General features: G+C 68.7%; 19 protein-coding genes. 10 read left to right on the top strand and 9 right to left on the bottom strand.

Annotated elements, in window-relative coordinates:
* Nucleotides 1-108: 108 nt before the first annotated feature.
* From QIY60_RS06035 to QIY60_RS06005, 7 genes are all read left to right on the top strand, one after another.
* Nucleotides 109-1,077, top strand: coding sequence for a tetratricopeptide repeat protein (locus tag QIY60_RS06035; protein ID WP_283141501.1), 969 nt, complete (start codon nucleotides 109-111; stop codon nucleotides 1,075-1,077).
* Between the two features lie 651 nt (nucleotides 1,078-1,728).
* Nucleotides 1,729-2,412 (top strand): DUF6230 family protein, encoded by a 684-nt coding sequence (locus QIY60_RS06030; RefSeq protein ID WP_283141500.1) that lies wholly within the window; start codon nucleotides 1,729-1,731, stop codon nucleotides 2,410-2,412.
* A gap of 96 nt (nucleotides 2,413-2,508) precedes the next feature.
* Nucleotides 2,509-3,054 carry a DUF6114 domain-containing protein gene (locus QIY60_RS06025; RefSeq protein ID WP_283141499.1) on the top strand — a complete coding sequence of 182 codons (546 nt, stop codon included), beginning with the start codon at nucleotides 2,509-2,511 and terminating at the stop codon, nucleotides 3,052-3,054.
* A complete protein-coding gene (locus tag QIY60_RS06020; protein WP_283141498.1) occupies nucleotides 3,029-4,336 on the top strand; it encodes a hypothetical protein in 1,308 nt (435 codons plus the stop codon). Before QIY60_RS06025 ends, QIY60_RS06020 begins: the two co-directional genes overlap by 26 nt.
* 370 nt (nucleotides 4,337-4,706) lie before the next feature.
* Entirely contained in the window at nucleotides 4,707-6,287 is a 1,581-nt protein-coding gene (locus QIY60_RS06015; protein ID WP_283141497.1) for a VCBS repeat-containing protein, read from the top strand.
* Nucleotides 6,288-6,608: 321 nt separating this feature from the next.
* Nucleotides 6,609-10,508: a hypothetical protein gene (locus QIY60_RS06010; protein ID WP_283141496.1), complete on the top strand. Its 3,900-nt coding sequence runs from the start codon at nucleotides 6,609-6,611 to the stop codon at nucleotides 10,506-10,508.
* Complete coding sequence (locus tag QIY60_RS06005) at nucleotides 10,505-10,864, top strand: DUF6086 family protein (protein ID WP_283141495.1); 360 nt, start codon at nucleotides 10,505-10,507, stop codon at nucleotides 10,862-10,864. Before QIY60_RS06010 ends, QIY60_RS06005 begins: the two co-directional genes overlap by 4 nt.
* A 915-nt stretch (nucleotides 10,865-11,779) precedes the next feature.
* On the opposite strand, the gene QIY60_RS05995 is transcribed toward QIY60_RS06005, so the two are convergent.
* The gene (locus tag QIY60_RS05995; protein WP_283141494.1) at nucleotides 11,780-12,253 is read right to left on the bottom strand and encodes an ATP-binding protein; all 474 of its coding nucleotides are present in this window, start codon (nucleotides 12,251-12,253) and stop codon (nucleotides 11,780-11,782) included.
* Nucleotides 12,254-12,469: 216 nt separating this feature from the next.
* On the opposite strand from QIY60_RS05995, the gene QIY60_RS05990 reads away from it, so the two are divergent.
* Complete coding sequence (locus QIY60_RS05990) at nucleotides 12,470-13,330, top strand: helix-turn-helix transcriptional regulator (protein WP_283141493.1); 861 nt, start codon at nucleotides 12,470-12,472, stop codon at nucleotides 13,328-13,330.
* A complete protein-coding gene (locus tag QIY60_RS05985; protein WP_283141492.1) occupies nucleotides 13,327-13,536 on the top strand; it encodes a DUF397 domain-containing protein in 210 nt (69 codons plus the stop codon). Before QIY60_RS05990 ends, QIY60_RS05985 begins: the two co-directional genes overlap by 4 nt.
* A 100-nt stretch (nucleotides 13,537-13,636) precedes the next feature.
* Here the strand turns inward: QIY60_RS05985 and QIY60_RS05980 are convergent, their stop codons facing one another.
* The 4 genes from QIY60_RS05980 to pta form a co-directional block, all read right to left on the bottom strand.
* A complete protein-coding gene (locus QIY60_RS05980) occupies nucleotides 13,637-14,863 on the bottom strand; it encodes a D-alanyl-D-alanine carboxypeptidase (RefSeq protein WP_283141491.1) in 1,227 nt (408 codons plus the stop codon).
* A gap of 153 nt (nucleotides 14,864-15,016) precedes the next feature.
* Nucleotides 15,017-16,447 (bottom strand): pyruvate kinase, encoded by a 1,431-nt coding sequence (gene pyk / locus QIY60_RS05975; protein ID WP_283141490.1) that lies wholly within the window; start codon nucleotides 16,445-16,447, stop codon nucleotides 15,017-15,019.
* A gap of 100 nt (nucleotides 16,448-16,547) precedes the next feature.
* Nucleotides 16,548-17,771: an acetate kinase gene (locus QIY60_RS05970; RefSeq protein ID WP_283141489.1), complete on the bottom strand. Its 1,224-nt coding sequence runs from the start codon at nucleotides 17,769-17,771 to the stop codon at nucleotides 16,548-16,550.
* Entirely contained in the window at nucleotides 17,768-19,855 is a 2,088-nt protein-coding gene (gene pta / locus QIY60_RS05965) for a phosphate acetyltransferase (protein ID WP_283141488.1), read from the bottom strand. The genes QIY60_RS05970 and pta overlap by 4 nt, the downstream gene beginning before the upstream one ends.
* Nucleotides 19,856-20,205: 350 nt before the next feature.
* Here pta and QIY60_RS05960 point away from each other — a divergent pair, with 350 nt between their 5' ends.
* Nucleotides 20,206-21,231, top strand: a complete 1,026-nt coding sequence (locus tag QIY60_RS05960; protein ID WP_283141487.1) for an ATP-dependent 6-phosphofructokinase — start codon at nucleotides 20,206-20,208, stop codon at nucleotides 21,229-21,231.
* A gap of 220 nt (nucleotides 21,232-21,451) precedes the next feature.
* Here QIY60_RS05960 and QIY60_RS05955 read toward each other — a convergent pair whose 3' ends face one another.
* From QIY60_RS05955 to QIY60_RS05940, 4 genes are all read right to left on the bottom strand, one after another.
* Entirely contained in the window at nucleotides 21,452-22,096 is a 645-nt protein-coding gene (locus tag QIY60_RS05955) for a helix-turn-helix transcriptional regulator (RefSeq protein ID WP_283145834.1), read from the bottom strand.
* A 143-nt stretch (nucleotides 22,097-22,239) separates the two neighbouring features.
* Nucleotides 22,240-23,067: a carbohydrate ABC transporter permease gene (locus tag QIY60_RS05950; RefSeq protein WP_283145833.1), complete on the bottom strand. Its 828-nt coding sequence runs from the start codon at nucleotides 23,065-23,067 to the stop codon at nucleotides 22,240-22,242.
* A 5-nt stretch (nucleotides 23,068-23,072) separates the two neighbouring features.
* Entirely contained in the window at nucleotides 23,073-23,966 is an 894-nt protein-coding gene (locus QIY60_RS05945; protein WP_283145832.1) for a sugar ABC transporter permease, read from the bottom strand.
* A 35-nt stretch (nucleotides 23,967-24,001) separates the two neighbouring features.
* On the bottom strand, nucleotides 24,002-25,357 hold the full coding sequence (locus tag QIY60_RS05940; RefSeq protein WP_283141486.1) for an ABC transporter substrate-binding protein: 1,356 nt from the start codon (nucleotides 25,355-25,357) through the stop codon (nucleotides 24,002-24,004).
* Nucleotides 25,358-25,359: the final 2 nt, after the last annotated feature.

The following is a 25,359-nucleotide window of genomic DNA, read 5'->3' as shown; positions in this document are numbered from 1 at the left end:
CAGAACAGCAATGCACGCAGGGCCGCAGGCGCCGGGTGGGGACCCGGGTGCGCCGGGATCCTGCCACCGGTTGAGCACACTCGCGCGCGGAAGGGGGAGGATGTACGCATGCAGCCTAGGAACATGTCCATGAGCGGCGTCGTCGACCTCGCCGCGGTGAAGGCGGCCGGTGAGGCCAAGGCCAAGGCGGAGCAGGCCCGAGTCGAGGCCGCCCGTCAGGGCGGGGGCACGGCCGTACCGCCGTCGGCCCTCGTGATCGATGTCGACGAGGCCGGGTTCGAGCGCGACATCCTCCAGCGCTCGGCCGAGGTGCCGGTCGTCATCGACTTCTGGGCCGAGTGGTGCGAGCCGTGCAAGCAGCTCGGCCCGCTCCTCGAGCGGCTGGCCGCGGAGTACAACGGCCGTTTCCTCCTGGCCAAGATCGATGTCGACGCCAACCAGATGCTGATGCAGCAGTTCGGGATCCAGGGGATCCCGGCGGTCTTCGCGGTGGTCGCCGGGCAGGCGCTGCCCCTCTTCCAGGGCGCGGCCCCCGAGGCGCAGATCCGCGAGACCCTCGACCAGCTGATCCAGGTCGCCGAGGAGCGCTTCGGCCTCACCGGCATCGCCGTCGACGCGGACGCGGACACCGCGCAGGCCCCCGCCGCGCCCGTGGCCGGTCCTTACGACGCCCTGCTCGAAGCGGCCGTCACGGCCCTGGACTCCGGCGATCTGGCCGGCGCGGTCCAGGCGTACAAGAACGTGCTCGCCGACGACCCCGGCCACCCGGAGGCCAAGCTCGGCCTCGCCCAGGCCGAACTGCTGCGCCGGGTCCAGGACATGGACCCGCAGCAGGTCCGCAAGGACGCGGCGGAGAAGCCGCAGGACGTCACCGCCCAGATCGCCGCGGCGGACCTGGACCTGGTGGGCGGACACGTCGAGGACGCGTTCGGCCGGCTCGTCGAGACCGCCCGGGTCACCTCGGGCGAGGACCGCAACGCGGCGCGGCTGCGACTGCTCGAACTCTTCGACGTGGTCGGTACCGATGACCCGCGGGTGACCAAGGCCCGGGGCGCGCTGGCGCGAGTTCTCTACTGAACCGGGGGCCCGGTATCCGGGCCGCTCCGGGGCCGCTGAGCTGTCATCGCGTGCGTGCGCACCGCGTATCCACCGCTGACGATTTGGCGACACGGAGACAAGCGGCGACCGCGTTTTACCAAAACTTGGTAAACGCGGTCGCTGTTACTGGCAGTAAATTGAACTGCTTCTTACGTCCGTATTGAGACGTCTATTTCCCCTTCTGTCCCGTGACTTGGGGGTACGAAGTGTGGCGGCCCGATGCCGGGCTGTCGTACCACGGTTATCCCTCCGTTACTGGCAAGTAACGAACCCCCTTGCGCCCCTCCTCCGAATGGACCACGATCGGCCACGCTCGGTCCAATAACGCACCAGCCCGACAGCCACTCGGGGCTGCGCGTTCCCTGGGTCCCCACCGAGCCGGCCGGCGGCCCTGCCGTCGACCGTGGACAGGGGGGTCTCCGCTCACCGGCGGGGCCTGTCCAGCAGGTTGTGCGTGATACGCGTCAGGCGCGACCAGTGGTTGTCGCTCGGGGGTGATCGCCGGTGATTCGGACGCGGTACGCGCCTGAAGGCTCGGGCGCTCCTTCCCGAGGACGTAGCACTTCTCCCATCCCTGGACAGCCTGCGAGGGTCCGTCCCGGAGATGTACGTCCGAGAAGGAGGAAAGTCATGGAGTCCCAAGTTCGTGGCGGGACCAGATGGAAGCGGTTCGCGCTGGTCATGGTGCCCAGCGTGGCCGCCACTGCGGCGATAGGCATCGGCCTCGCCCAGGGCGCGCTCGCGGCGTCGTTCAGTGTTTCCGGGGTTGACTTCAAGGTCACGGCGGATCAGCTGGTCGGCCACAACATGCTTCAGTACGGTTCCATCGCCAGCGGTGCGGGCCAGAACCACCCGGTGGTCGTGTCCGGCTTCAATCACGCCGAGATCACCAACATGTGCCAGTCGGTCGTGACGCCGCTTCCGATCAAGATCCCGGGCATCGGCGATCACGTCACGATGACGATCGAGGCGGGCGGCACCCCGGGGAAGCCCGTCGTGGCGGAAAACATCTACCTCGATGTGGCCCAGCTCGACACCGATGCGACGTTCAAGAACATCGACATCGGTGTCGCGGCGGGCGAGGGTCAGGGCACGGGTGACGAGCGCGTCGAGATCCAGCCCGGCAAGAAGGGCACGCCGGGCGAGAGCCCCAGCCAGTACGGCTTCGCGCAGCGCGCCAAGGAGGTCGTTCTGGACAGGGTGGAGCAGCGTGCGTGGGCGACCACGGCCGCCAGCTTCAAGCTCAACGGCCTCAAGCTGCGGCTGTCCGGTGGCGTCAACGAGTGCCAGCTCAGCAAGCCCAAGCCTCACTAGAGGCCTCACCCGGCGGTCGGCGAGAGCATGACTCTCCCGGTCGCCGGGATCCTCTTCTTTTCACACAGCAACAGCGGTACCAGGGAGCTGTTTTCCATGAGCGCCGAGACCACAGGTTCCCGAGGGTTCACCTACTGGCGGCTTCGTTTCCGGGCCTGGCGGGGCGGCCGACCGTTCTGGGCGGGCGTGTTCACGATGGCGGGCGGCGTGCCCATCATGTACTTCCCGTACGCCAACATGCACCTGGGCAACATCACGCTGGCCATGTCGACGACGGCGGGTGCGGGCTCACTGATCATCGGTGTCCTCCTGGTCACGCTCGGGCTGACCATGTGGTTCCACCACGTTGTACGGGTGTTCGCCGGTATCGCCGCCATCCTGCTCGCCCTGATCTCCCTGCCGGTCGCGAACTTCGGCGGTTTCGTCATGGGCTTCCTGTTCGCCCTGTTCGGCGGGGCGCTCGCGGTGGCGTGGGTGCCCGCGAAGCCGAGACGGCGTGATCTGCGCGCCCAGCGCTCCGGCGACCCCTCGGGCGACGAGCCGGACGGCGGGACCGTCCCCGGCCCGCGCGAGGAGGAGCCCGGAACGGCCGTCACCGAAACGACAGTTGACGCCAATGGCGGGAGGAACAGTGCGGGGTGACGAGACGCAGCTGGGCTCGACCGGAGGCGGCGACTCCCGTGAGAGAGGCGGTCCGCGCCACGCGGCCCCGAGGAAGTCGCTGCTGACCAAGCTGCACATGCCCGCGGGCAAGGCGATGGCGCTGGCCGCCATGCCGACGGCCATGTTCGTCGGGATGAGCCTCACGCCCAAGCTCGCGATGGCGGACGACAAGACGGACATCCCGTTCGCGCCCGGCCCGTGTGTGACGCGCTCCGACCAGCCGAGCGAGTCGCCCAGCCCGTCGTCGAGCAAGTCGACCACGCCGACGCCGAGCCCGTCGTCCTCCTCCTCTCCCTCGTCCTCGGACAAGGACAAGGAGCCGACCCCGACGACGACGCCGTCGGCGGACAAGGCGAAGCAGACCCAGCAGCAACCCTCGGGGAAGACGTCCACGACGCCTCCGGCACCCGCGCCCACCAAGTCCACGAACCCGCTGGACCCGTTGGGGCTCGGGGACGTGCTGGGCGACATCCTGGGTGTACACCCGAGCACGTCGTCGGCACCGGTGACCCCGAAGCCGTCCTCGACTGCGACGTCCACGCCCACGACGAAGCCGACGACCAAGGCTCCGACGCCGACGACGGCGCCGAGCAAGCCGTCGACGAAGCCGGTCACCAAGCCCGTGGACAAGACGGCCGACGCGATCCGCGAGGCGGCCAGGCAGGCGGGCCAGAAGGTCGAGGACCTGGCGGACAGCGCGAAGGGCCTGGACGCCAAGAAGGACACCGACGTCCCCGACGGCGCCAAGCAGCCCTTCCCGTGCCCCACGGCGGACCCGAAGGCCCTGGCCAACGCCAAGCTGGATGCGGGCGTCCCGCTGCTGCCGGACAAGCCCTGGATCCTCAAGACGTCGGTACTGACGCTGAAGGGGCTCAACTACGAGGGCATCGTCGAGGTCAAGACGGGCAGCGGCAAGATCAAGAAGGTCCTGAAGTTCACGGCGTCCTCGGTGACGATCAGGGACCTGCACCAGTTGGTGTACGGCCCTGAGGTGAACGGCAAGCCGACCACCGCGCACGTCAAGGCCCGCGCGGGTTCCGACTCGACGATCGACGACGGCACGGTGACGATGTACACGGAGGAGCTGAAGGGCAACCTCTTCGGCATCATCCCGGTCACGTTCAGCCCGCAGACCCCGCCCCCGCTGAACGTCCCGCTCGCCATCTTCACGAACGCGACGGTCCACCAGGCGGGCCAGTTCGGCGGCACCCTCAAGGTGCCAGGCCTGCAAAATTACATTACGGACGGCAGCCCCGAGTAGCCGTACGCCTAAAGATCCTTTTCGGGAGCCGCAGTTAGCCGTGGCCCGCACCGATATTCGGTGCGGGCCACGGCTGTTTGGTGGTCAGGGAGACATTCGCAACTGGCTCAAATGGGAGTCACAAATATTCACAACCTTCACTAGAGTAACGGGAGTTGAAGTAGTGGACCGGGTGCGGGGGCGCCATGTGTGGGTCTGCTCCGACTTTGTCTGCCGTGTTTCGTGGGGAAACGTGTCTGCTATGCGTAATAGGCCTGTCCGGCGACCTGCTGCCTGCACCGTCCTGTTTGCGGCGCTCGGTGCGCTGCTCGCAACTCCCGCGTCGGCTGACAACGGTGCTGCGCGTCCGAGGATTCCGGTCAAGCCGGTCGTGTCCAAGGTGGTGCCGCCGTCGGCGAAGCTGCCCGCGGATCAGGTTCGCCGGGTGGCGGCGGCTCGTCTTGCGGGGGCTGCGAGCGCGCCGGTGACGCCCCGGCTCGATGTGGACCGGGACGGCATCAGCGACCTCCTAGTGCGAGGGCTGGACGACAGCCTTTATCTGAAGGGGTGGAAGCAGGACAAGAACCTGCTGTACGAGACTCCGCGCGGAGGGTTCAGGGATCTCATCGAGCCCGGCGACGTCGACGGTGACGGACATCCGGAACTGCTGGTCCTTTCCCCGTCGGGAACGCTCACGCTGGAGTCGAACCTGACCGAGAGCGGCTGGGGAACCTTTGGTGTGGTGCCGTGGTCGGAGAACGGCTGGAACATCTACAACAAGCTCTTCGTGCCGGGTGATGTCACGGGGGACAATAAGAACGACCTGCTGGCGCGGACTCCCTCCGGGGACCTGTACCTCTACACGGGCACCGGAAATCTGGCGTCCCCGTACGCGTCGAGGGGCAAGGTCGGCCCCGGCTGGAACATGTTCGACCAACTGGTTGGCGTGGGTGATGTGAACGGTGATGGGCGGGGTGATGCGGTGGCCCGTATGCCGTCGGGCGACCTGTACTTCTATGCGGGCACCGGACTTGCTGCGGATCCGCTGAAGGCCCGCGTCAAGATCGGATCAGGCTGGGACGGCTATAACCAGCTGCTGGCCATGGACGACAGCACCGGCCATGTCGACCTGCTCGCGAGGGACGTCTTCGGCGCGCTGTGGCTCTACCCCTTCGACGCTACGGGTGCTTTGGGAACCCGGGTGCGGCTAGGTGAGGGCTGGGAGGGTGCGACCCTCGCCAACTCCGGTGGCAATCCCTTCTTCGGGAAGAACGAGCTGATCGGCCGGGACAGTGCGGGTCAGCTCAACTACTACCTCCCCAAGGGAGACGGCCAGCTGAACGCGCGTCAGCCGATGGACGGGGACATGTCGGCAGTGGGGCTGGAGAAGCTTTCCTCCGCCTCGTCGCTGGACAACACCTCGCGCTGGTCGACGCTGACCCTGGTGGGCCCTGACGGCCATCTCACAGTCGGGTTCCGGGATGTTGGTGGTGGCTGGAACGTCATGACCGCGTTCGCGGGTATCGGAGATGCGAGCGGCGACGGCAACGGGGACCTTTTGGCCCGCGACAGCAACGGACATCTGTGGCTGTACCCGGGTAACGGTGATAGCGCCTTCAGCGGCCGCATCGACATCGGCGGCGGCTGGAACATCTACGACAAGTTGGTCGGCGGCGGCGATGTGAACGGCGACGGCCTGCCCGACCTCTTGGCCCGTGACACCAGCGGGCATCTGTGGCTGTACCCGGGCAACGGGCGCGCTAACTTCGGCGACCGTGTGGACATCGGCGGCGGCTGGAACGCGTACAGCCTGCTGGCGGTCCCCGGCGACATCACTGGTGACGGCCGGGCAGACCTGATCGGCGTCGACGCCTCCGGTACTGCTTGGCGCTACGACGCCAACGGCATGGGCAACTTCAAGGGCCGCGTGGGTATGGGCAGCGGCTGGAACATGTACAAGGCCCTGTACTAGTCCGCCACGGCCGGGGGCTTTCCAAGAAGCGGTCCGGAGAGCCCGCGCGCTCGACGTCCAGCCCGGCCGAGATCTCGGGGCGTCATATCGCGCTGCCCGGCCTACGGGCCCAGCGCGCTGGATGTGGGAAGTGGCCTGCGTATCAGACGCAGGGGCCTGCGACGCCGCAGACAGCCCGAAGCGTGAAAGTCCTGATGGTTCATTCGTGAATGGCTTGACCAGCCATTTCCTAATCAATCCACGACAAAGGGGAGTTGTCCAGTGAAACGAAGGGCTCTGTTAGGCGGGCGGCGGGCAAGACGCGCCGCGCTAGTAAGAGGGATGAGCGGCACCGCTTTGATGACGGCCGCAGCCGTGCTCGGCGGTGTGATGGGCGCCATGCCGGCCCGGGCGGACGGCGTGGAGGGGGACTATCCCCAAGACCCGTACAAGAGGTCGCTTCGTATCAGCGTGGGCCAGGAAGCCCGCCAGGACCGGTGTCGGCTCGGCAATATCCTGCACTACACCGGGCCGACGCTGAAAGCGGTGGTCAGCACCAAGCTGGCGGGACCGGACTCCGGTATCCACGAAGCGCTCACCAGCGCCGGCGGCTGGGGAGGCGCGGAACTCTACGCCGCCCAGTCCAAGGACGACGACGCCGGCTACGTCTACAAGACCACTTTCAACCGGCGCCAGGACAAGCTCGACGAGGACAACAAGCCCTACGCCTACGCGAACTCCTCGGGCGGGCGGCCGTGGCACGCCCCGGCGTTCGGGGCCGACATCGCCGCCTTCACGGAATTGGGGCGGGGCTGGTCCATCCCCCATCTCTGGGACAACCCCACACCGCGACCCGGCGCCGCCTCGCTGGCAAAGGCCAAGGAGGTCTACGACGCCTTCGACACCCAGGGCGACGACTGGGCCACATCGTACAAGGAATGGGCTGGCGGTGGAGATGGCATCGGAGTCATCGGCAGCAAGCCCGGCTCGGCCAACGACATCGCCACATTTCTGCGGTTCGGTGGCTTTGCGACCAAGGCCCCCGAGCCGGACTCGGCCGAGTTCCGCACCGAGGTCGAGTTCCTCAAATCGGCTTGGGCCTCCTGCGACAGCCAGAATCCCATTGATCAATACCGGGTGCTGACCGGCGTTACCACCGAGGCATACACCGAATGGGAGGCCGAGTACGCCTCCCAGGCCACCCAGCGCCAGCAGATCGTCACCGCCGAGGCGGCCGCCTCCAAGGAAGCACGCACCGCCGCCGATCTCATGATCGAGGCGATCCGCCAGTCCTGGCAGGTCGACCAGATCCTGTTCTGGCAGCAATGGTGGCGCGACCACGCCGACCGCCTGGACAAGCCGTCTCTGACCGAGCAGAAGGACGCCTCACGGCGCCTGGTGACGGCCAGGGAGAAAACGACCCAGCTGGTCAAGGACGCGGATGCCGCCGTCGCCGGGGCCAAGACGGTATCCGAGCAGGCAAGTGCCTCGCAGGCAGCGGCTTGGGCGATCGCGGACCAGAACAAGGTGCCGCGCGGCCGGGGCCTGATGTACGCCCAGCAGTCCGCGCAGGTCGCCAAGGCGTCCTACGCCGCCACCCAGGCAGCCGCCAAGACCGTGCTGACCGCCTCGAAGGCCGTCCAGGCCAATATGGCCGACAGCCAGGCCCTGTACGCGCTCGCGCAGACCCAGTCGCACGCGATGAACACCGAGTTCCGCAAGGCCGCGGCCCTGGAGGCGGCAGCCCAGGCCAAGGCGGCCGCCGACTCGGCGGAGAAGCTGGCCAAGGAAGCCGCGGCCAACGCCACCACTGCGAAGAATGCCCAGGCAACTGCGGAGAAGGCGGAGAAGACCGCGCAGGCCGGCGCCGCCGAGGCCAAGAAGCAGCGCGGCATCGCCGAGGCGGAGAAGGCGAATGCCGAGCGTGAGGCGGGTACCGCGGCCAGCGAGCGCAAGAAGGCGGGGGAAGCTGAGGCGCGGGCGCAGACGGAACGGGATGCGGCAGGACGGGCCCGTAGCGAGGCTGAGGCTTCGGGTTCGACTGCCAGTGCGAAGCGTGCCGCGGCCGAAGCGGCCGAGGAGCGTGCCACGGAGGCCCGGGACACGGCCGTCGAGGCCGAGAAGCAGAAGAACGCGACGGCTGCGCGCGCTGCGGCATTGGAAGCCGCAGCGGCGGCTGCCCAAGGTACGGATGCAGCAGCCGAGACCCGCCAGGCAGCAACTGAGGCACGCACTGCGGCAAACGATGCGTCGGCGGCTGCTGTGCGAGCCCGCACAGCAGCGAACGACGCATCGACAGCGGCTGTAAATGCGCGCGCGGCGGCCACTCGTGCGAAGGACGCGGCGACGCGGTCCAACGCGGCGGCGGATTCCGCCTGGTCTGCCTATCGGACCACCAGTGCTGCGGCCGCGACCTCGCATGCGGCAGCAGCGGTGGCGATCGACGCGGCAGCAACCGCTAAGGCGAACGCTGACAAGGCGGATGCCGAGGCGAAGAAGGCGCAGGCTGCTGCCAAGAAGGCCCGCGAAGAGGCGGACGCGGCGAAGGACGAGGCCGGCAAGACCGCGGCATGGTCGGCGAAGACCGCGGGCTTCGCGCAGGCGGCCGCACTGGCGGCCCAAGGGGCTCGGGACGCGGCCACCGCCGTGACCAAGGCTGCTGACGAGGCGATCTCGATCGGATCTCCTTACCAGGAGCTCGACGCCTCGGCTGCCTTCGCCGTCCTCGTCGGCCAGAGTTCCAAGACCCTGGCCGAACAGCAGGCATCAGCAGCCGAGGCCAAGAGCAAGGAGGCCGCGAAGGCCGCCGCCGATGCCAAGGCTCTTGCGGAGAAGGCTGCTGGAGATGCCAAGATCGCAGCCCAGGCAGCAGCGACAGCAGCAGCCGATGCGGCCAGGGCGGTGGCGGCGGCAGCAGCTGCCCGCGCATCGGCAGCGGAAGCCGATACGGCGGCCAAAGCCGCTAAGAAGGCCGACGACAACGCCCAGAACTATGCCGTGCAGGCTGGCACCGACGCACTGTACGCGGGTATGGCGGCGAATGACGCGAGCAAGGCGGCAGTTCAGGCAGACCGTGACGCCACAGACGCCGAGAAGGACGCCGCCAGCGCCAACTCGGCTGCCACGGCCGCCGAGTCCGACGCGGCCAGTGCTCGTGACACGGCCTCGACCGCCGAACGTGACGCTACAGCTGCAGAAGACGCCGCCAAGAACGCGGACGGCGCCGCTCAGGACGCCGACAGCGTGGCCGATCGTGCCGAGGAGCAGGAACGAAAGGATCTCGAAGCCGCACGCAAGGCGGCCATGGAGAGCGGCGACCAGGGGGTGGAAGGAGATCCCGGCGCTGATCTCGCTTCCGAGGAAGAGACCATCCTCCTCAAGCAGTGCGGGCAGGAGTGCGTGGACGAGTTCCGAGCGGCACGCGCTGCCGCTGGGATGAGCGTCGTCGACTGGTTGAAGACCAATGGGGCTGGCATCCTTATCGGGCTCATCGGCGTAGACAACATCAAGCGATGCTTCGGGAAGCGTGACATCGAGAGCTGCCTGTGGTCCCTGCTGGATTTAGGGACGCTGGTCACAGCAGGTGCCAAGATCCCGGCCGTCGGCAAGGCCATCGTCCGAGTCAGTACCGGTATCGGTAAGTTCTTCGAAAAGGCCGAATGGGGTAAGCGAACCCTCGAACGGCTTCGCACGATCATCGCGAAGGCAAAGAAGGAGCCGGAGCCCAAGCCGGAACGCCCGCCAGTTTGTAAGCCGAAGGCTGGGCTGACCATCGCATCCTGGGGCTTGAAGTCAGGCGTCTCCCCCCTCGCTTCAGTGAGCTCCGGTGAGAAGCCTTGCGATGTCACGTTCCCAGACCCGAGACGTCCCCGCCTTGGTAGTGATGGCAAGTATCATCTCCGTGAAGGCGACGTCAATCAGGTCATCGATCTTCCGTCGGACGTCAGCCGTACGATCACCGACATCGACCGGATCAAGGACGGGGTCCTTTGGGAGGAGAAGACTGCCGTCTCCCCCAGCATTGTCGACATCGATAAATGGGTCGATAAGCAGGTGGAGAAGAAGATTCGCAGCTACATCGAGGCGCGCCAATACATCAAGGGGTATGAAGATTCCCCGATCGGGCTGGCATTCACGGAGTCTGGAGTGAACACGGCTCTTCGTACGCCGGTCGAACAACGCATCAGGGAACTGCGGGCGGAGTTTCCTGAGATCAACATCCGTCTATGGTGGCCTTCATGAGCTATATCTTCGATGTACGGGAGACAACGGTCTGGAGCCCAGCGAACCAGGTAGGGAAATTGTATGTCGGCATGCTTAACGCGGCAGCGGATGTGCTGAGGCTGCCCAGCGGGCTGGGGGATGACCTCGGCGACATGTACGAGATCGACCCTGCTCGGTTCGGTTCCCTGGTCCATGAAATGCTCTCTACGCGGGCCGCCAGCGATCATCAATACCTGTGGATGCTGCTGGATGGCATCCTGCCGATCTCCATCGCCATGCTCGAGCGGGGCGGAGTTCCGGTCGTGGCACGCGGGGAGATGGAGGAGAAGTACCTCGCCATGGTTCACGCGATGAAACTGCCGATGGCGGCCTGAAAGGACAGCGACGGTTGTGGGCCCCACACACCCTTGAAAGGGACTGTGCCCCGTACCTGACCAGTACGGGGCAGTCTCGCATCTTCAGCTGGGAGTCTCATCCCCCTGCGGCTGCGTCGGCTGCCGGGAATCTCACCCCCTTTGCGGTTGGGTGACGCACCGAGGGCAACGGTACGGTGGCCATGGGCAGGGCCTGCACATCCGCCGAGCCACCGAGGCTGAGTTCGCAGTACTGCGTGAGCGGCATGGCATCGAACCGGACAAGGCGCAGTGGACGTGGATGCTTGAACCGGGCGACGGGGGTAGTTTCGTCGTAGGTGGTAAGCCGGGCTGGCGGGAAGCTGAGTTCGACCTTATGGATCGTGAGTCACTCTTCGACTCCTCCAAGTCGTGGCCGCCGGAGTACCCGGTTGAGTGGGGCACGGTGGACTGATCGGAGAAAGAGCGGACAGAAGTGTGGAGCTGCACGCGAGCAGATCGCGTGCAGCTCCACCCCCCTTTGAGTCTCGGCACGCCGAACGCACCTGTGCCTTTACCTCTGCGGTGGTCCCGCTGACCCGGTGAATCCGGCGGCACCCTCTTTGCCGCTGAGCCTGGCGGGCACCGTGTTACCCAATCCTGCCCGGATTGCTTCCGCGATAGCCTCCGCCAGTGGAGCCGGGATCATGCCCAGCTCCACCCCCGGAGTTCCCCTGCCGCTAACGATGGGCCTGAGCCGTTCCCACATGCCCTCCGTGGCGCCAAGTTCGTCTAGCGCCTTCCTGAGGGCTTCGGTGGCGTCAGAGGCGCGGGTCCACCCGTCTCGCCATTGCTGCATTTCCATCAGGATGCCCCCCCACTCGCCGCGAGCGCTGTCGCGGATGAGGGGTGTCCAGGCGCGGGTGGCGCGGATATGGTCGCTCATGTCGTCTGCTCCTACGAGATTGGTCGACGTGCCCCGGCGACCGATGCCACGGTCGTCGGGGCGTTTTCGTTGGGTTCGGGCTGCGATGGTCTGATGTGTAACTCGAACCAGACCTCCTTTCCGGTCGGGGTCGAGGCTGTGCCCCATGCGTGGGCCGTGTGCTCGATCAGGAAGAGGCCCCGGCCGCTCTCGGCCAGGAAATCCGGTTCCCTCATGACCGGCAGAGCGCGTGCCGTGTCGCTCACTGTGGCGCGGATTCGGTCGCCGTGGTGGTGGACGGTGAGCAGGCACTCCGTGGAGCCGGCGTGTTTGCCGACGTTGGCCAGTAGCTCCGTGAGGCAGAGAGTCGTGGAGTCGGCGAGGTCGTTGAGTCCCCACGAGTCGAGGTGCCCACGCACTATGCGGCGGACAGTCGAGAGGGCTTCCGGGCAGGCATGCAGTCTGTGCTCGTAACGCTTGGGGTGGTGTTCGGCCATGGGATCCATGGCGCCTCCAGGGGCATGACGAGATGCAGATGATCACTCAGCGTGTGCGATCCCTTGCGCCTAGAGTGGCCCCCAACTCCACGTTGTGCAAGCTGAATTGAGAATCAGTAAATTTGCATCTATCACGCGGCCTGGCAGGTAGTAGCGTGCGAACTTGTAGCGCACGCGATCACTGCGGGTGCAGACTGGGCCCATCGACGTGCAGGGCAGGGGGAGATGAGCGCACCCACGGTACGGCGCCGCCGACTCGGCGCCACGCTGCGTCAGCTCCGCGAGGACAAGAGCCTGAAGCTCGAAGAAGTCGCGGCGAAGACGGGGTTCACGGGCGCCAAGCTCTCGCGTGTCGAAACCGGGCGCGTCGCCGCGAAGCCCGCAGATGTGGAGAAGCTGCTCGATGTGTACGGAGTGCGCGACCGCAGTCGGCGTGAAGGGCTCGTCGGCCTGGCCCGTGAGGGCGGCAAACGCGGGTGGTGGCAGACGTACAAGGACATCCTGTCGCCGGTCTACAGCGACTTGATCAGCCTGGAGGCCGAGGCGTCCGGGGTGCGTACGTTCCAGCCGTTGCTGATTCCAGGACTGCTGCAGACCGCTGCGTACGCACGAGCGGTGATCGCCGCGATCAACATGACCGCTACCCCGGACAAGGTCAACGCGCTGGTGGACGTGCGCATTGCCCGCCAGTCGGTTTTGAACAGGCCGGATCCACTGGCCCTTTGGGCGATCATTCACGAAGCAGCCCTGAAGCCGGTGGTGATGGGCGGTTCCGGCGCGGGCATCATGCGAGATCAGTTGCAACGTCTGCTCGATCTCGCGGAACTTCCGCATGTGAACGTACAAGTGATGCCGGCGGACGCTGCCCCGCACCCCGGGGCCGCCGGTGGGTTCACGATCCTGGGATTCCCCGAGCGGTCAGACCTCGATGTGGTGTTGCTGGAGAACCTTTCGAACAGTCTCTACATCGAGGATGCCACTGACGTAGAACTGTACGGAGAAGCGTTCGAGCGGCTCAGGGCTGCGGCCCTGCCCTTCGACCGCTCGCTGGAACTCATCGAGCAAACGAAGGAACAAGCCAAGTGAGCAAGAACATTTCCGATTCCTCTGCGCTCGACGTCGCATGGGTCAAGTCCAGCTACAGCGGCGGGAACAGCGACTGTGTGGAGACGGCCGAGGTGGGCGTAGCCCACGTCGCCATACGTGACTCGAAGCGTCCCGCTGGACCGGCTTTGGTGATCGGACGGGCTGTGATGCAGGACTTCGTCGACGGGCTCAGGGGCGGGGCGTAGAGCCCCGACGCCCCTTGGTGGTCCAGCGCGATCAAGCGCAGCCGGTGGGGGCGCCCCTCCCGGCCGAGCCCGGCCGGAACGGGGCTGCACCGGCCACCCCCTACCCCCTCCGCCGCATCCTCTCCGGCCTCCGCTTCAACACCACATAAGCCACCCCCGCCGCCACCGCGGCCCCCGCGCCCAGCCCCGTCCAGCCCAGGACGCCCATCCCGGACGAGTCCGTCTTCGTCGCCGCCGTGGCCGCGGGCTTGGCGGCAGCAGAGGGCTTGGGGGCGTCCAGTGTGCCCACCGGCTTCGCCTTGCCCACCGCCGCGAAGCCCCAGTCCAGCAGCGCGCGCGTTTCCGTGTAGATCTTGTCGCGCTTGTTCTCCTGGGGGTTCATCACCGTCACCAGGATCGTGTGGCCGTCTCGGGTGGCCGCCTCCGCGAGGGTGTTGCCCGCGTGGGTGGTGTAGCCGTTCTTGCCGCCGATCAGGCCCGGGTACTTGGCCACGCCGTCGATGCCCGACAGCATGCGGTTGGTGTTGGAGATGCCGAACGGCTTGCCCTTGGTGTTCGGGCCGCCCGGGAACTTCGCGTCCGCCGTCGCGCAGTACTCCTTGAAGTCCTTGTTGCGCAGGCCCGAGCGCAGGAACAGGGTCAGGTCGTACGCCGAGGAGACCTGGCCCTCCGCGTCGTAGCCGTCGGGGCTGCGGACGTGGGTGTCCTTGGCGCCCAGCGCGTCCGCCTTCGCCTGCATGTCCGTCACCGTCTTCGGGACGCCGCCGTTCATCGACGCCAGGACGTGCACCGCGTCGTTGCCCGAGCGGAGGAACACGCCCCGCCACAGGTCCGCCCCCAGATACGTCTGGCCGGGCACGATGCCCACCGCGCTGCTGCCGTCGCCCATGCCCGTGAGCTCCGCCGGTTCCACCTTGTGGCTCGCCGTGCCCGGGACCGCCGGCAGCACCGTGTCCGCGAAGAGCATCTTGAGGGTGGAGGCGGGCGGCAGCGGCCAGTGGGCGTTGTTGGCGGCCAGGACCTGGCCCGTGTCCGCGTCCGAGACCATCCAGGAGAGCGCGGAGAGGCCGGCGGGCAGCGCGGGGGCGCCCTCGCCGGTCTGCGGGCCCGGGCGGCCCAACTGCTCGCCGCCGAGCGTGGACATGGACGCCGGGGGCTGCTTGGGGGCTCCGGCGCGCGGTACCCCGGGGCTCGGCTTCCCGGGCGACGGCGTGCCCGGCTTCACCGGGTGGGCCGCCGCGGGGGCGATACCGGAGACCGCCGCCGCCACGGTGAGGGCCACTGCCGCCAGCGGGCGGTTGAACTGCACAGTTATCGGGGCACGCATGAACGCGAACGTACCCCACGGAATGTGTAGATCCTGTTGCGGGCACTCCGCGACTGGGCAACGGACACCACGGACGGCCGTTCGCGCGCGAGGGCGGCACCACGGAGGATTCCGTCGTGCCGCCCTCGACCCGTACGTACTACTGACGACGCGTCAGCCCTGCTGGCCGCCGCCCAGGTGGTGCACCCGCACCATGTTCGTCGTGCCGGGGACGCCGGGGGGCGAGCCCGCCGTGATGACCATCGTGTCGCCCTCGTTGTACCGCTTGAGCTTCAGCAGCTCCGCGTCGACGAGGTCGACCATCGCGTCCGTGTTGTCCACGTGCGGGACGACGAAGGACTCGACGCCCCAGCTCAGCGCCAGCTGGTTGCGGGTGCCGGCGTCCGTGGTGAAGGCCAGGATCGGCTGGGCCGCGCGGTAGCGCGAGAGGCGGCGGGCCGTGTCGCCCGACTTCGTGAACGCGACCAGCGCCTTGCCGTCCAGGAAGTCCGCGATCTCGCAGGCCGCGCGGGCCACCGAGCCGCCCTGGGTACGCGGCTTCTTGCCCGGCACCAGCGGCTGGAGACCCTTGGAGAGGAGCTCCTCCTCGGCGGCCTCGACGATGCGGGACATCGTCTTGACCGTCTCGATCGGATAGGCGCCGACCGAGGACTCGGCGGAGAGCATGACCGCGTCCGCGCCGTCCAGGATCGCGTTGGCCACGTCGGAGGCCTCGGCGCGGGTCGGGCGCGAGTTGGTGATCATCGACTCCATCATCTGGGTCGCCACGATCACCGGCTTGGCGTTGCGGCGGCACAGCTCGATGAGGCGCTTCTGCACCATCGGGACCCGCTCCAGCGGATACTCGACGGCGAGGTCGCCACGGGCCACCATCACACCGTCGAACGCCATGACGACGCCCTCCATGTGCTCGACGGCCTGCGGCTTCTCGACCTTGGCGATGACCGGCACGCGGCGGCCGACCTCGTCCATGACCTTGTGGACGTCCTTGACGTCGTCGGCGTCGCGGACGAAGGAGAGCGCGACCAGGTCGCAGCCCATCTTCAGGGCGAACCGCAGGTCCTCGACGTCCTTCTCGGACAGGGCCGGGACGTTCACCGCCGCGCCGGGCAGGTTGATGCCCTTGTGGTCGGAGATGACACCGCCCTCGATGACGATGGTCTTGACCCGGGGGCCCTCGACCTCGGTCACCTTGAGCTCGACGTTGCCGTCGTTGATCAGGATCGGGTCGCCCTTGGAGACGTCGCCCGGCAGCCCCTTGTAGGTGGTGCCGCAGATCGACTTGTCGCCCGGGACGTCCTCGGTGGTGATGACGAACTCGTCACCGCGCACCAGCTCGACGGGGCCCTCGGCGAAGGTCTCCAGGCGGATCTTCGGTCCCTGGAGGTCGGCGAGCACGCCCACCGCGCGGCCGGTGTCCGCGGCGGCCTTGCGGACACGGTCGTACCGTTCCTGGTGCTCTGCCTGGGACCCGTGGCTGAAGTTGAAGCGGGCCACGTTCATGCCGGCCTCGATCAGAGCAGTCAGCTGCTCGTAGGAGTCGACGGCGGGGCCCAGTGTGCAGACGATTTTGGAACGGCGCATGAGGCGATCCTATCGGTTTGTTTCGCTCCGGAATATTCCGTCTGGTGGAATGTACAAATGGGCGGAGGTGCGCTCAGGCGTGGCCTCCGGCCGGTCCCTCTCAGGCTCCGGACCGGACCAGCGCGTACGTCTGCGTCGCGATCTCCAGCTCCTCGTCCGTGGGTACCACCGCCACGGCCACCCGCGCGTATTCCGGCGAGATCAGCCGCGGCGCGTCGGACCGTACGGCGTTGAGCTCGCCGTCGACCGCGAGCCCCAGCTCCTCCAGACCCCTCACGGCGGCCGCGCGCACCGGCGCCGCGTTCTCGCCCACCCCGGCGGTGAAGGCGACCGCGTCGACCTTGCCCAGGACCGCGTAGTAGGCGCCGATGTACTTCTTCAGCCGGTGGATGTAGATGTCGAAGGCGAGCGCCGCGCGCTGGTCGCCCTCGTCGACGCGGCGGCGGATCTCGCGCATGTCGTTGTCGCCGCAGAGCCCGACCAGACCGCTCTTCTTGTTGAGCAGGGTGTCGATCTCGTCCGTGGACATCCCGGCCACCCGCTCCAGGTGGAAGGTCACCGCCGGGTCGATGTCGCCCGAGCGGGTGCCCATGACCAGGCCCTCAAGGGGCGTGAGGCCCATCGAGGTGTCCACGCACGCCCCGCCCCGGACCGCCGACGCCGAGGCGCCGTTGCCCAGGTGCAGCACGATCACGTTGACCTCGGAGGGGTCCTTGCCGAGCAGCTTCGCGGTCTCGCGCGAGACGTACGCGTGCGAGGTGCCGTGGAAGCCGTAGCGGCGGATGCGGTGCGCGTCGGCGGTCTCCACGTCGATCGCGTACCGGGCCGCGTGCTCCGGCATCGTGGTGTGGAAGGCGGTGTCGAAGACGGCCACCTGCGGCAGGTCCGGGCGCAGGGACTGCGCGGTGCGGATGCCGGTGATGTTCGCCGGGTTGTGCAGCGGGGCGACCGGGACGAGCCGCTCGATCTCCGCCATGACCTCCTCGGTGACGACGGTCGGCGCGCTGAACTTCAGCCCGCCGTGCACCACCCGGTGGCCGATCGCGGCGAGCTCGGGGGAGTCCAGGCCGAGCCCGTCCTTGGCGAGCTCCTCGGAGACCGCCTTCAGGGCGGCCGCGTGGTCCGCGATCGGGCCGGTCTGCTCGCGGGGCTCCCCGCCGGTGGCCAGCGGGGTGTGCTTCAGCCGCGACGTCTCCTCACCGATCCGCTCGACCAGGCCCACCGCCAGGCGGGAGGAGTCGTTCATGTCGAGGAGCTGGTACTTCACCGACGAGGAGCCGGAGTTGAGCACGAGCACGCGGGACGGGGTGGTGGGGGTGGTCATGCGGAGGTCTCCTGCCCCTGTGCCTGGGCCTGGATGGCCGTGATGGCGACGGTGTTGACGATGTCCTGGACGAGGGCGCCGCGCGAGAGGTCGTTGACCGGCTTGCGCAGACCCTGGAGCACCGGGCCCACGGCCACGGCGCCGGCCGAGCGCTGCACGGCCTTGTAGGTGTTGTTGCCGGTGTTGAGGTCCGGGAAGATCAGGACGGTGGCCTGCCCGGCCACCTCCGACTCCGGCAGCTTGGTCGCGGCCACCGACGGCTCCACGGCCGCGTCGTACTGGATCGGGCCCTCGATCCGCAGGTCCGCTCGCGCCTCGCGGACCAGCTTGGTGGCCTCGCGGACCTTGTCGACGTCGGCGCCCGAGCCGGAGGTGCCGGTCGAGTACGAGAGCATCGCGATCCGCGGGTCCACGCCGAACTGGGCCGCGGTGGCGGCCGCCTGGACCGCGATGTCCGCGAGCTGCTCGGCGTTCGGGTCCGGATTGACCGCGCAGTCGCCGTACACCAGGACCTTGTCGGCGAGGCACATGAAGAAGACGGACGACACGATCGAGGCGTCCGGCTTGGTCTTGATGATCTCGAAGGCCGGGCGGATGGTGGCGGCGGTGGAGTGCACCGAGCCGGAGACCATGCCGTCGGCCAGGCCCTCCTGGACCATCAGGGTGCCGAAGTAGTTGACGTCCGCGACCACGTCGTACGCGAGCTCCACCGTCACGCCCTTGTGCGCGCGCAGCTGGGCGTACCGCTCGGCGAAGCGCTGGCGCAGCTCCGAGGTCTGCGGGTCGACGATCTCGCACTTGGTGACGTCGATGCCGAGGTCGGCGGCCTTCTTGCGGATGACCTCGACGTCGCCGAGCAGGGTGAGCTCGCAGACGTCGCGGCGCAGCAGGACGTCGGCGGCGCGCAGCACGCGCTCCTCGGCGCCCTCGGGGAGCACCACCCGGCGGCGGTTCGCGCGGGCCTGCTCCAGGAGCTCGTGCTCGAACATCATCGGGGTGACGCGGCCGCTGCGGGCCACCGACATCCGGGCCAGCAGGTCGGCGGTGTCGGTGTGCCGCTCGAAGAGGCCGAGCGCGGTCTCCGCCTTGCGCGGGGTCGAGGCGTTCAACTTGCCTTCGAGGGCGAAGAGTTCACCGGCCGTCGGGAAGGAGCCGCCGGTCACGGCGACCACCGGGGTGCCGGGCGCGAGCCGGTCGGCGAGCTTGAGGATGGCCTCGCCGGGCCGCTCGTCCAGGGTCAGCAGGATGCCCGCTATCGGGGGCGTCCCGGCGCTGTGCGCGGCCAGCGAGCCCACCACCAGGTCGGCGCGGTCGCCCGGGGTCACCACCAGGCAGCCCGGGGTCAGGGCGTTGAGGAAGTTCGGCAGCATCGCACCGCCGAAGACGAAGTCGAGCGCGTCCCGGGCGAGCCCGGCGTCATCGCCGAGCAGAACCGTTCCGCCGAGTGCCGAGGTGATCTGGGCGACGGTCGGCGCGGCCAGCGCCGGCTCGTCGGGCAGTACGTAGCAGGGCACCGGGAGGCGGGCCTTGAGGCGCTCGGCGATGGCCTCGCGGTCCTGCGGGTTCACCCGGTTGACGACCATCGCGAGCACGTCGCAGCCCAGTGCCTCGTAGGCGCGGTGGGCGTTGCGCGCCTCGGCCCGCACCGACTCGGCGGGCTGGCCCTTGCCGCCGACCACCGGGATCACGGACGCGCCGAACTCGTTGGCCAGCCGCGCGTTGAGCGAGAGCTCGTCCGGGAGCTGGGTGTCGGCGAAGTCGGTCCCGAGGACCAGGACCACCTCGTAGTCGCGGGCGACCTTGTGGAAGCGCTCGACCAGCTGGGAGACCAGCTCGTCGGTGCCGCGCTCGGCCTGGAGCGCGGAGGCCTCGTGGTAGTCCATCCCGTACACCGTCGCGGCGTCCTGGGACAGCCGGTAGCGGGCGCGGAGCAGGTCGAAGAGGCGGTCGGGGCCGTCGTGCACGAGGGGGCGGAAGACGCCCACCCGGTCCACTTGGCGGGTCAGGAGCTCCATGACTCCCAGCTCGATGACCTGGCGGCCGTCTCCCCGGTCGATCCCGGTCACGTACACGCTGCGCGTCACGCGTGCTCTCCCGTTCTGTCTCTGTCGTTGCTGGTGGGCGGCTCGGGCGGGGGTCCCGGGCGGGTGGTTGCGGCGGTGGCTCCCGCGGGCGAAAAAAATCGCGACGGGGCAGCCTTGCCCTCTTGACAATACCTCTGAGGGTGGTTAAAGCGCCCGCCGGGCGGAGGTGGGGACGAAGGTCGCGGAGGTGGGGACGAAGGTCCCGGACCCAAGGGACGAAAGGCCTCCGGCCGGAGCAGCGTGGCGGCGCTGGGCGGGCGGGGCTCGTGAGGTGCGTGTGACAATCGGGTCGTCGGCCCGGTTCCTCGCGCCGGCGGGCACGGCACCACAGAGCAGGAGACTGAGTCACGATGCGCATCGGAGTCCTCACCGCGGGCGGCGACTGCCCCGGCCTGAACGCAGTGATCCGGTCGGTCGTGCACCGCGCCCTGACCGGCCACGGCGACGAGGTCATCGGCTTCGAGGACGGGTTCAAGGGCCTGCTCGACGGCCACTTCCGCCCGCTCGACCTGGACTCGGTCAGCGGCATCCTCGCGCGCGGCGGCACCATCCTCGGCTCCGCCCGCCTGGAGCGCGCCCGGCTGCGCGAGGCCGCCGAGAACTGCGCGGAGCTGGCCCGCCGTTACGGCATCGACGCGCTCATCCCGATCGGCGGCGAGGGCACGCTGACGGCGGCCCGGATGCTCTCCGACGCCGGGATGCCGGTGGTCGGCGTGCCGAAGACCATCGACAACGACATCTCCGCGACCGACCGCACCTTCGGCTTCGACACGGCCGTCATGGTCGCGACCGAGGCCATCGACCGGCTGAAGACCACCGCCGAGTCGCACCAGCGCGTGATGGTCGTCGAGGTGATGGGCCGCCACGCGGGCTGGATCGCGCTGGAGTCCGGCATGGCCGGCGGCGCCCACGGCATCTGTCTGCCCGAGCGGCCCTTCGAGGTCGACGACCTGGTCAAGATGGTCGAGGAGCGCTTCGCGCGCGGCAAGAAGTTCGCGGTGATCTGCGTCGCCGAGGGCGCGCACCCCGCCGAGGGCGCCATGCCGTACGAGAAGGGCGCGATCGACCAGTACGGTCACGAGCGGTTCGCCGGCATCGGCAACCGGCTGGCCATCGAGCTGGAGCGGCGCCTGGGCAAGGAGGCCCGCCCGGTCATCCTCGGCCACGTCCAGCGCGGCGGCGTGCCCACCGCGTACGACCGGGTCCTCGCCACCCGGTTCGGCTGGCACGCGGTGGAGGCGGTGCACCGGGGCGACTTCGGCAACATGACGGCGCTGCGGGGCACGGACGTGGTGATGGCGCCGCTGGCGTCGGCGGTCACCGAGCTGAAGACGGTGCCGGCGGAGCGGATGTTCGAGGCGGAGTCGGTGTTCTGAGGGTTCCCCCACCCCGCCCGTTCCCTTAACCCGCCGGGGGATCTGCCCCCCGGGGCGCGCTGTTCGGCTGCGGGCCGGTGGGGGCTGGTCGCGCCCGCGCGGCGGAGCCGCAAATGTCACAGCCCCGCGCCCCTTAAATGCCGCTGCGCGGCATCCGCTTCTAGGGGCGCGGGGAACTGCGCGACCAGCCCCCACCGGCCCGCGGACAAAGACCGGGCACTTACACCAGCGCCCAGAAGTGGTCCACTATCCGCTCCAGGAACTCGCGGCCCGCGTCGCCCGCCGTCGGCTCGGTGGTGGAGCCGGTCGACCCCCAGCTCATCGTCGACACCATCCGGCCCTGGTAGTCGGTGTGCAGCTGCTCCAGGACGCCCTGGAGGTGGTGGCGCGGGAGCGGCAGCAGCTTGGACGCCGGGCGGACGTACGCCTGCCAGCGCGTGGTGACCGCGCTGCGCAGCAGCTCCGCCAGGTCCTCGTGCTGGCCGGTCGCCGTGACGTACTCGCGCAGCGACAGGCCGAGCGCCTGAGTCAGTGCCTCGGACTGGCGCTCGTTGCCGCGCCACCGGCCCGTCTCCTCCATCCGGAGGTACGCCCCCGCGTCGAGTCCCACCCGCCGGGCCAGGTCCTCCGGGCTGAGCCCGCGCGCCATCCGGTGCTCGCGCAGCGTGGCGGCCGCGGCCATCAGATCGCCCGGCGAGCACCACAGCACCCCCGCCAGCGCGGTCAGCTCACGGGAGTCGGGCGTGCCGAAGCCCCGTTCCCAGGAGGAGACGGTGTCGGGGGAGACCCGCAGCCCGTACTGGGCGTACAGGCCGTAGGCGACATGGCCGGGCGCCATGCCCAGCGCCTCGCGCAGACGGCGCATGGCGGGGGCGTTGAACGGCGGGGTGGGGTGCACGCGCACACCGTAGGTGCACAGGGTGACGGCTGACCACGGTGTGTTCACCCAAATCTGTCAGTCCGTAGGAAGGTACGGCTCCATTTATCGGGTGGATCACAACCCGTCCCTCACCCCTTGACCGCCCCGCCCAACGCGAAGCCGCCGCCGAGCCGCTGGGCGATGACCACGTAGAGCAGCAGCACCGGCGTCGAGTAAAGGATGGAGAACGCCGCCAGCTGGCCGTAGACCACCGAGCCGTAGTTGCCGAAGAAGGTGAAGATCGAGACCGAGGCGGGCAGCCGGTCCGGCGAGAGCAGCAGCATGAAGGGGACGAAGAAGTTCCCCCACAGCATGATGAAGGTGTAGATCGTCACCACCGTCACGCCGGGACCCATCAGCGGCAGCACCACCCGCCACAGCGTCTGCGGCATCGACGCCCCGTCCGTCCACGCCGCCTCCTCCAGGACCCTGGGCACGCCGTCCATGAAGTTCTTCATCAGCCAGATGGCGAACGGGAGCTGCGCGGTCGCCAGGAACAGGGCCGTGCCGTACACCGTGTCGATCAGGTCGACCTGCACGAACAGCCCGTACACCGGGACCATCACCGCGGTGATCGGCAGACAGGTGGTGAACAGGACCGTCAGGAGGTACGGGCGGGTCAGCCGGGAGCGGTAGCGGGAGAGCGGATAGGCGGCGAGCACCGCGCACACCACCGTCAAGGCGGTCGCGCCGCCGCACAGCACCAGGCTGTTGAGCATCGGCGTGAAGGTGATCTCGTCGGTCCACACGGCGGAGAAGTTGTCCAGGGTGGGGGAGCCCGGCACCCGCACCCGCAGGTCCGCGTCCGTGTCGAGCGAGGAGAGCAGCAGCCACAGCAGCGGCAGCGCGAACGCGGCGGCGACCGCGAGCAGCGCGGCGTCGGCGGCCAGCCGCTCCCGGATCCGGCGGCGTCCCAGCACCCTCACACCTCCACCTTCATCAGCCGCAGATAGACGACGGAGAACAGCGCCCCCACCAGGAGCAGCAGCAGCGCCACCGCCGTCCCGTACCCGATCAGGCTCTTCAGGAACGCCTGGTCGTACATGAACACCGGGAGCGTCTGGCTGCGCCGGCCCGGGCCGCCCCGGGTCATCGCCCAGATCAGCCCGAACACGGAGAGCGTCTGGAGGGTGTTGAGCATCAGGTTGGTGCCGATGGAGCGGCGGATCATCGGCAGCGTGATGTGCCACAGGCGGCGCAGCCCGCTCGCGCCGTCCACCTCCGCCGCCTCGGTGATCTCCTGCGGGATCTCGGCGAGCGCGGCCGAGTAGATCAGCATGGAGAAGGCGGTGCCGCGCCAGACGTTGGCGAAGGAGACGGCCAGGATCGGCAGGCCGAACAGCCAGTTCTGGGTGGGCAGATGGAGCTGGTCGAGGATGGCGTTGAGGGTGCCCTCGCGGCGGAAGAAGGCGTACAGCAGGAATGCCGCGACGATCTCCGGCAGCACCCAGGCCGCGATCACCAGCGTCCCGGTGAGCGTGCGCACCGGCCGCGACGCGCGCCGCATCAGTGCGGCCAGAGCGAGGCCCAGGGTGTTCTGCCCGAGGATCGAGGAGACCACGGTGAACACCACCGTCAGCCATACGGCGTTGCGGAATCCCGGGTCGGCGAACGCCCGCCGGAAGTTGTCGAACCCGACGAAGCTGGTGCCGGACGAGCCGGTCAATTGCATGTCGGTGAAGGCGATGTAGACGCAGTAGCCGATGGGCCCGGCGAGGAAGACCAGCAGGAGGAGGGTGGCGGGGGCGAGGGGGAGCCAGCGAAATATAGCCCCTCCGGCGTTTGAGGAGCGGGGGTCTGGGGGCAGCGCCCCCAGCGCACGGCCCGCACGGTTGCCACGACGCGCGCCGGTCACCTCGAAGTCACCGCGCCCCCGGCGATCGTCCGCAATTGCCCGTCGTACGTCTTGGCCGCCTGCGCCGCCGTCGAGTCGCCGGTCGTCACCGCCTCCATCGCCTCCCCGATGGCTGTCGACACCTGCGGATACACGGGCAGCGCCGGGCGGTAGTGCGTGTACTTCACCAGGCCGGTGAAGAAGTCGATGCCCGGCATGGACTTCAGATACGCGGGGTCCTTCGCCACGTCGTCGCGCACCGCGATCTGCGCGTCCACCACGTCCCACTTGACCGCGTTGGCCGGGGTCTGCATCGCCTTGAGGAACTCCCAGGCCAGCTCCGGGTTCCCGGCCTTCCGCGGGATCGCCCAGGTCCAGCCGCCGGACAGGGAGACCCGGCCGGGCGCCTGCCCGTCCTTCGTCGGCATCGCGGCCTGCCCGAGCACGGTCGGCCACCGCGGCCACTCCTTCGCGCCCTTGGGCCCCCAGAACTGGCCCAGCCACGAGCCGTCCAGCGCGATCGCGAGCTTGCCCTCGGGCAGCCACTCGGTGGCGACGCGGGTGTTCACATTGGGGTCGAGCGCGTCGGAGACGTCCGGGCCGAGCTTCTCCCCGTACACCGTCCGGACGAAGTCCAGCGCGTCCTTGAAGCCCTGCGAGCCGGTGACCCACTTCTTGGCGGCCGGGTCGTACAGCGGGTTCTCGCCGGTCCCGTACAGCAGCATCTCGAAGCCCTGCATCACCGCCGCCTCGCCGAGCGCCTTGCCGGTCAGGACGCTGAGCGGGATGACGCCGGGGACCTTCTTCTTGACCGTGCGCGCGGCGTCGAGGATGTCCGCCCAGTTCCGGGGCTGCCAGTCGACGGGCAGTCCCGCCTTGGCGAAGAGCTGCTTGTTGAACCACAGGCCCCGGGTGTCGGTGCCGTCCGGGACGCCGTACGTCTTGCCGTCCTCGGCCTTGGCGGCCGCCTTCGCCGTGGGGACGAAGCGGCTCCAGGATTCCCACTGGGCCAACCGGTCGTCCAGTGGTCTCAAGTACCCGGCCTTGATGTCGGAGTTGATGCGGAAGGTGTCCTCGTAGACCAGGTCCGGCGCGGTCTTCGCCGAGCGCATCATCTGCTGGGCCTTGGTGGCGTAGTCGTTGTCCGGCGCCTGGATGGGGACGAGCTTGACCTTCTTGCCGGGGTGGTCCTTCTCGAACTGCTCCTTCACCGACTGGAGGAAGTCGTCCTTGAAACGCACCTTGTTGTCGGTGTTCCGGTTGTAGGCGATCTTCACGGTGGCGGAGTCGCCGCCGGAGCCGCCGCAGGCGGCGAGCGAACCGGCGGCGAGCGCGGTGGCGAGGACCAGCGGGGCAACGGCGGTGGGGCGCACGG

The sequence above is a fragment of the Streptomyces sp. BPTC-684 genome (genome assembly GCF_030028635.1).
In the GTDB taxonomy this organism is placed as follows: Bacteria; Actinomycetota; Actinomycetes; order Streptomycetales; family Streptomycetaceae; genus Streptomyces; species Streptomyces noboritoensis.
This window is presented reverse-complemented; position numbering and strand designations above follow the sequence as displayed.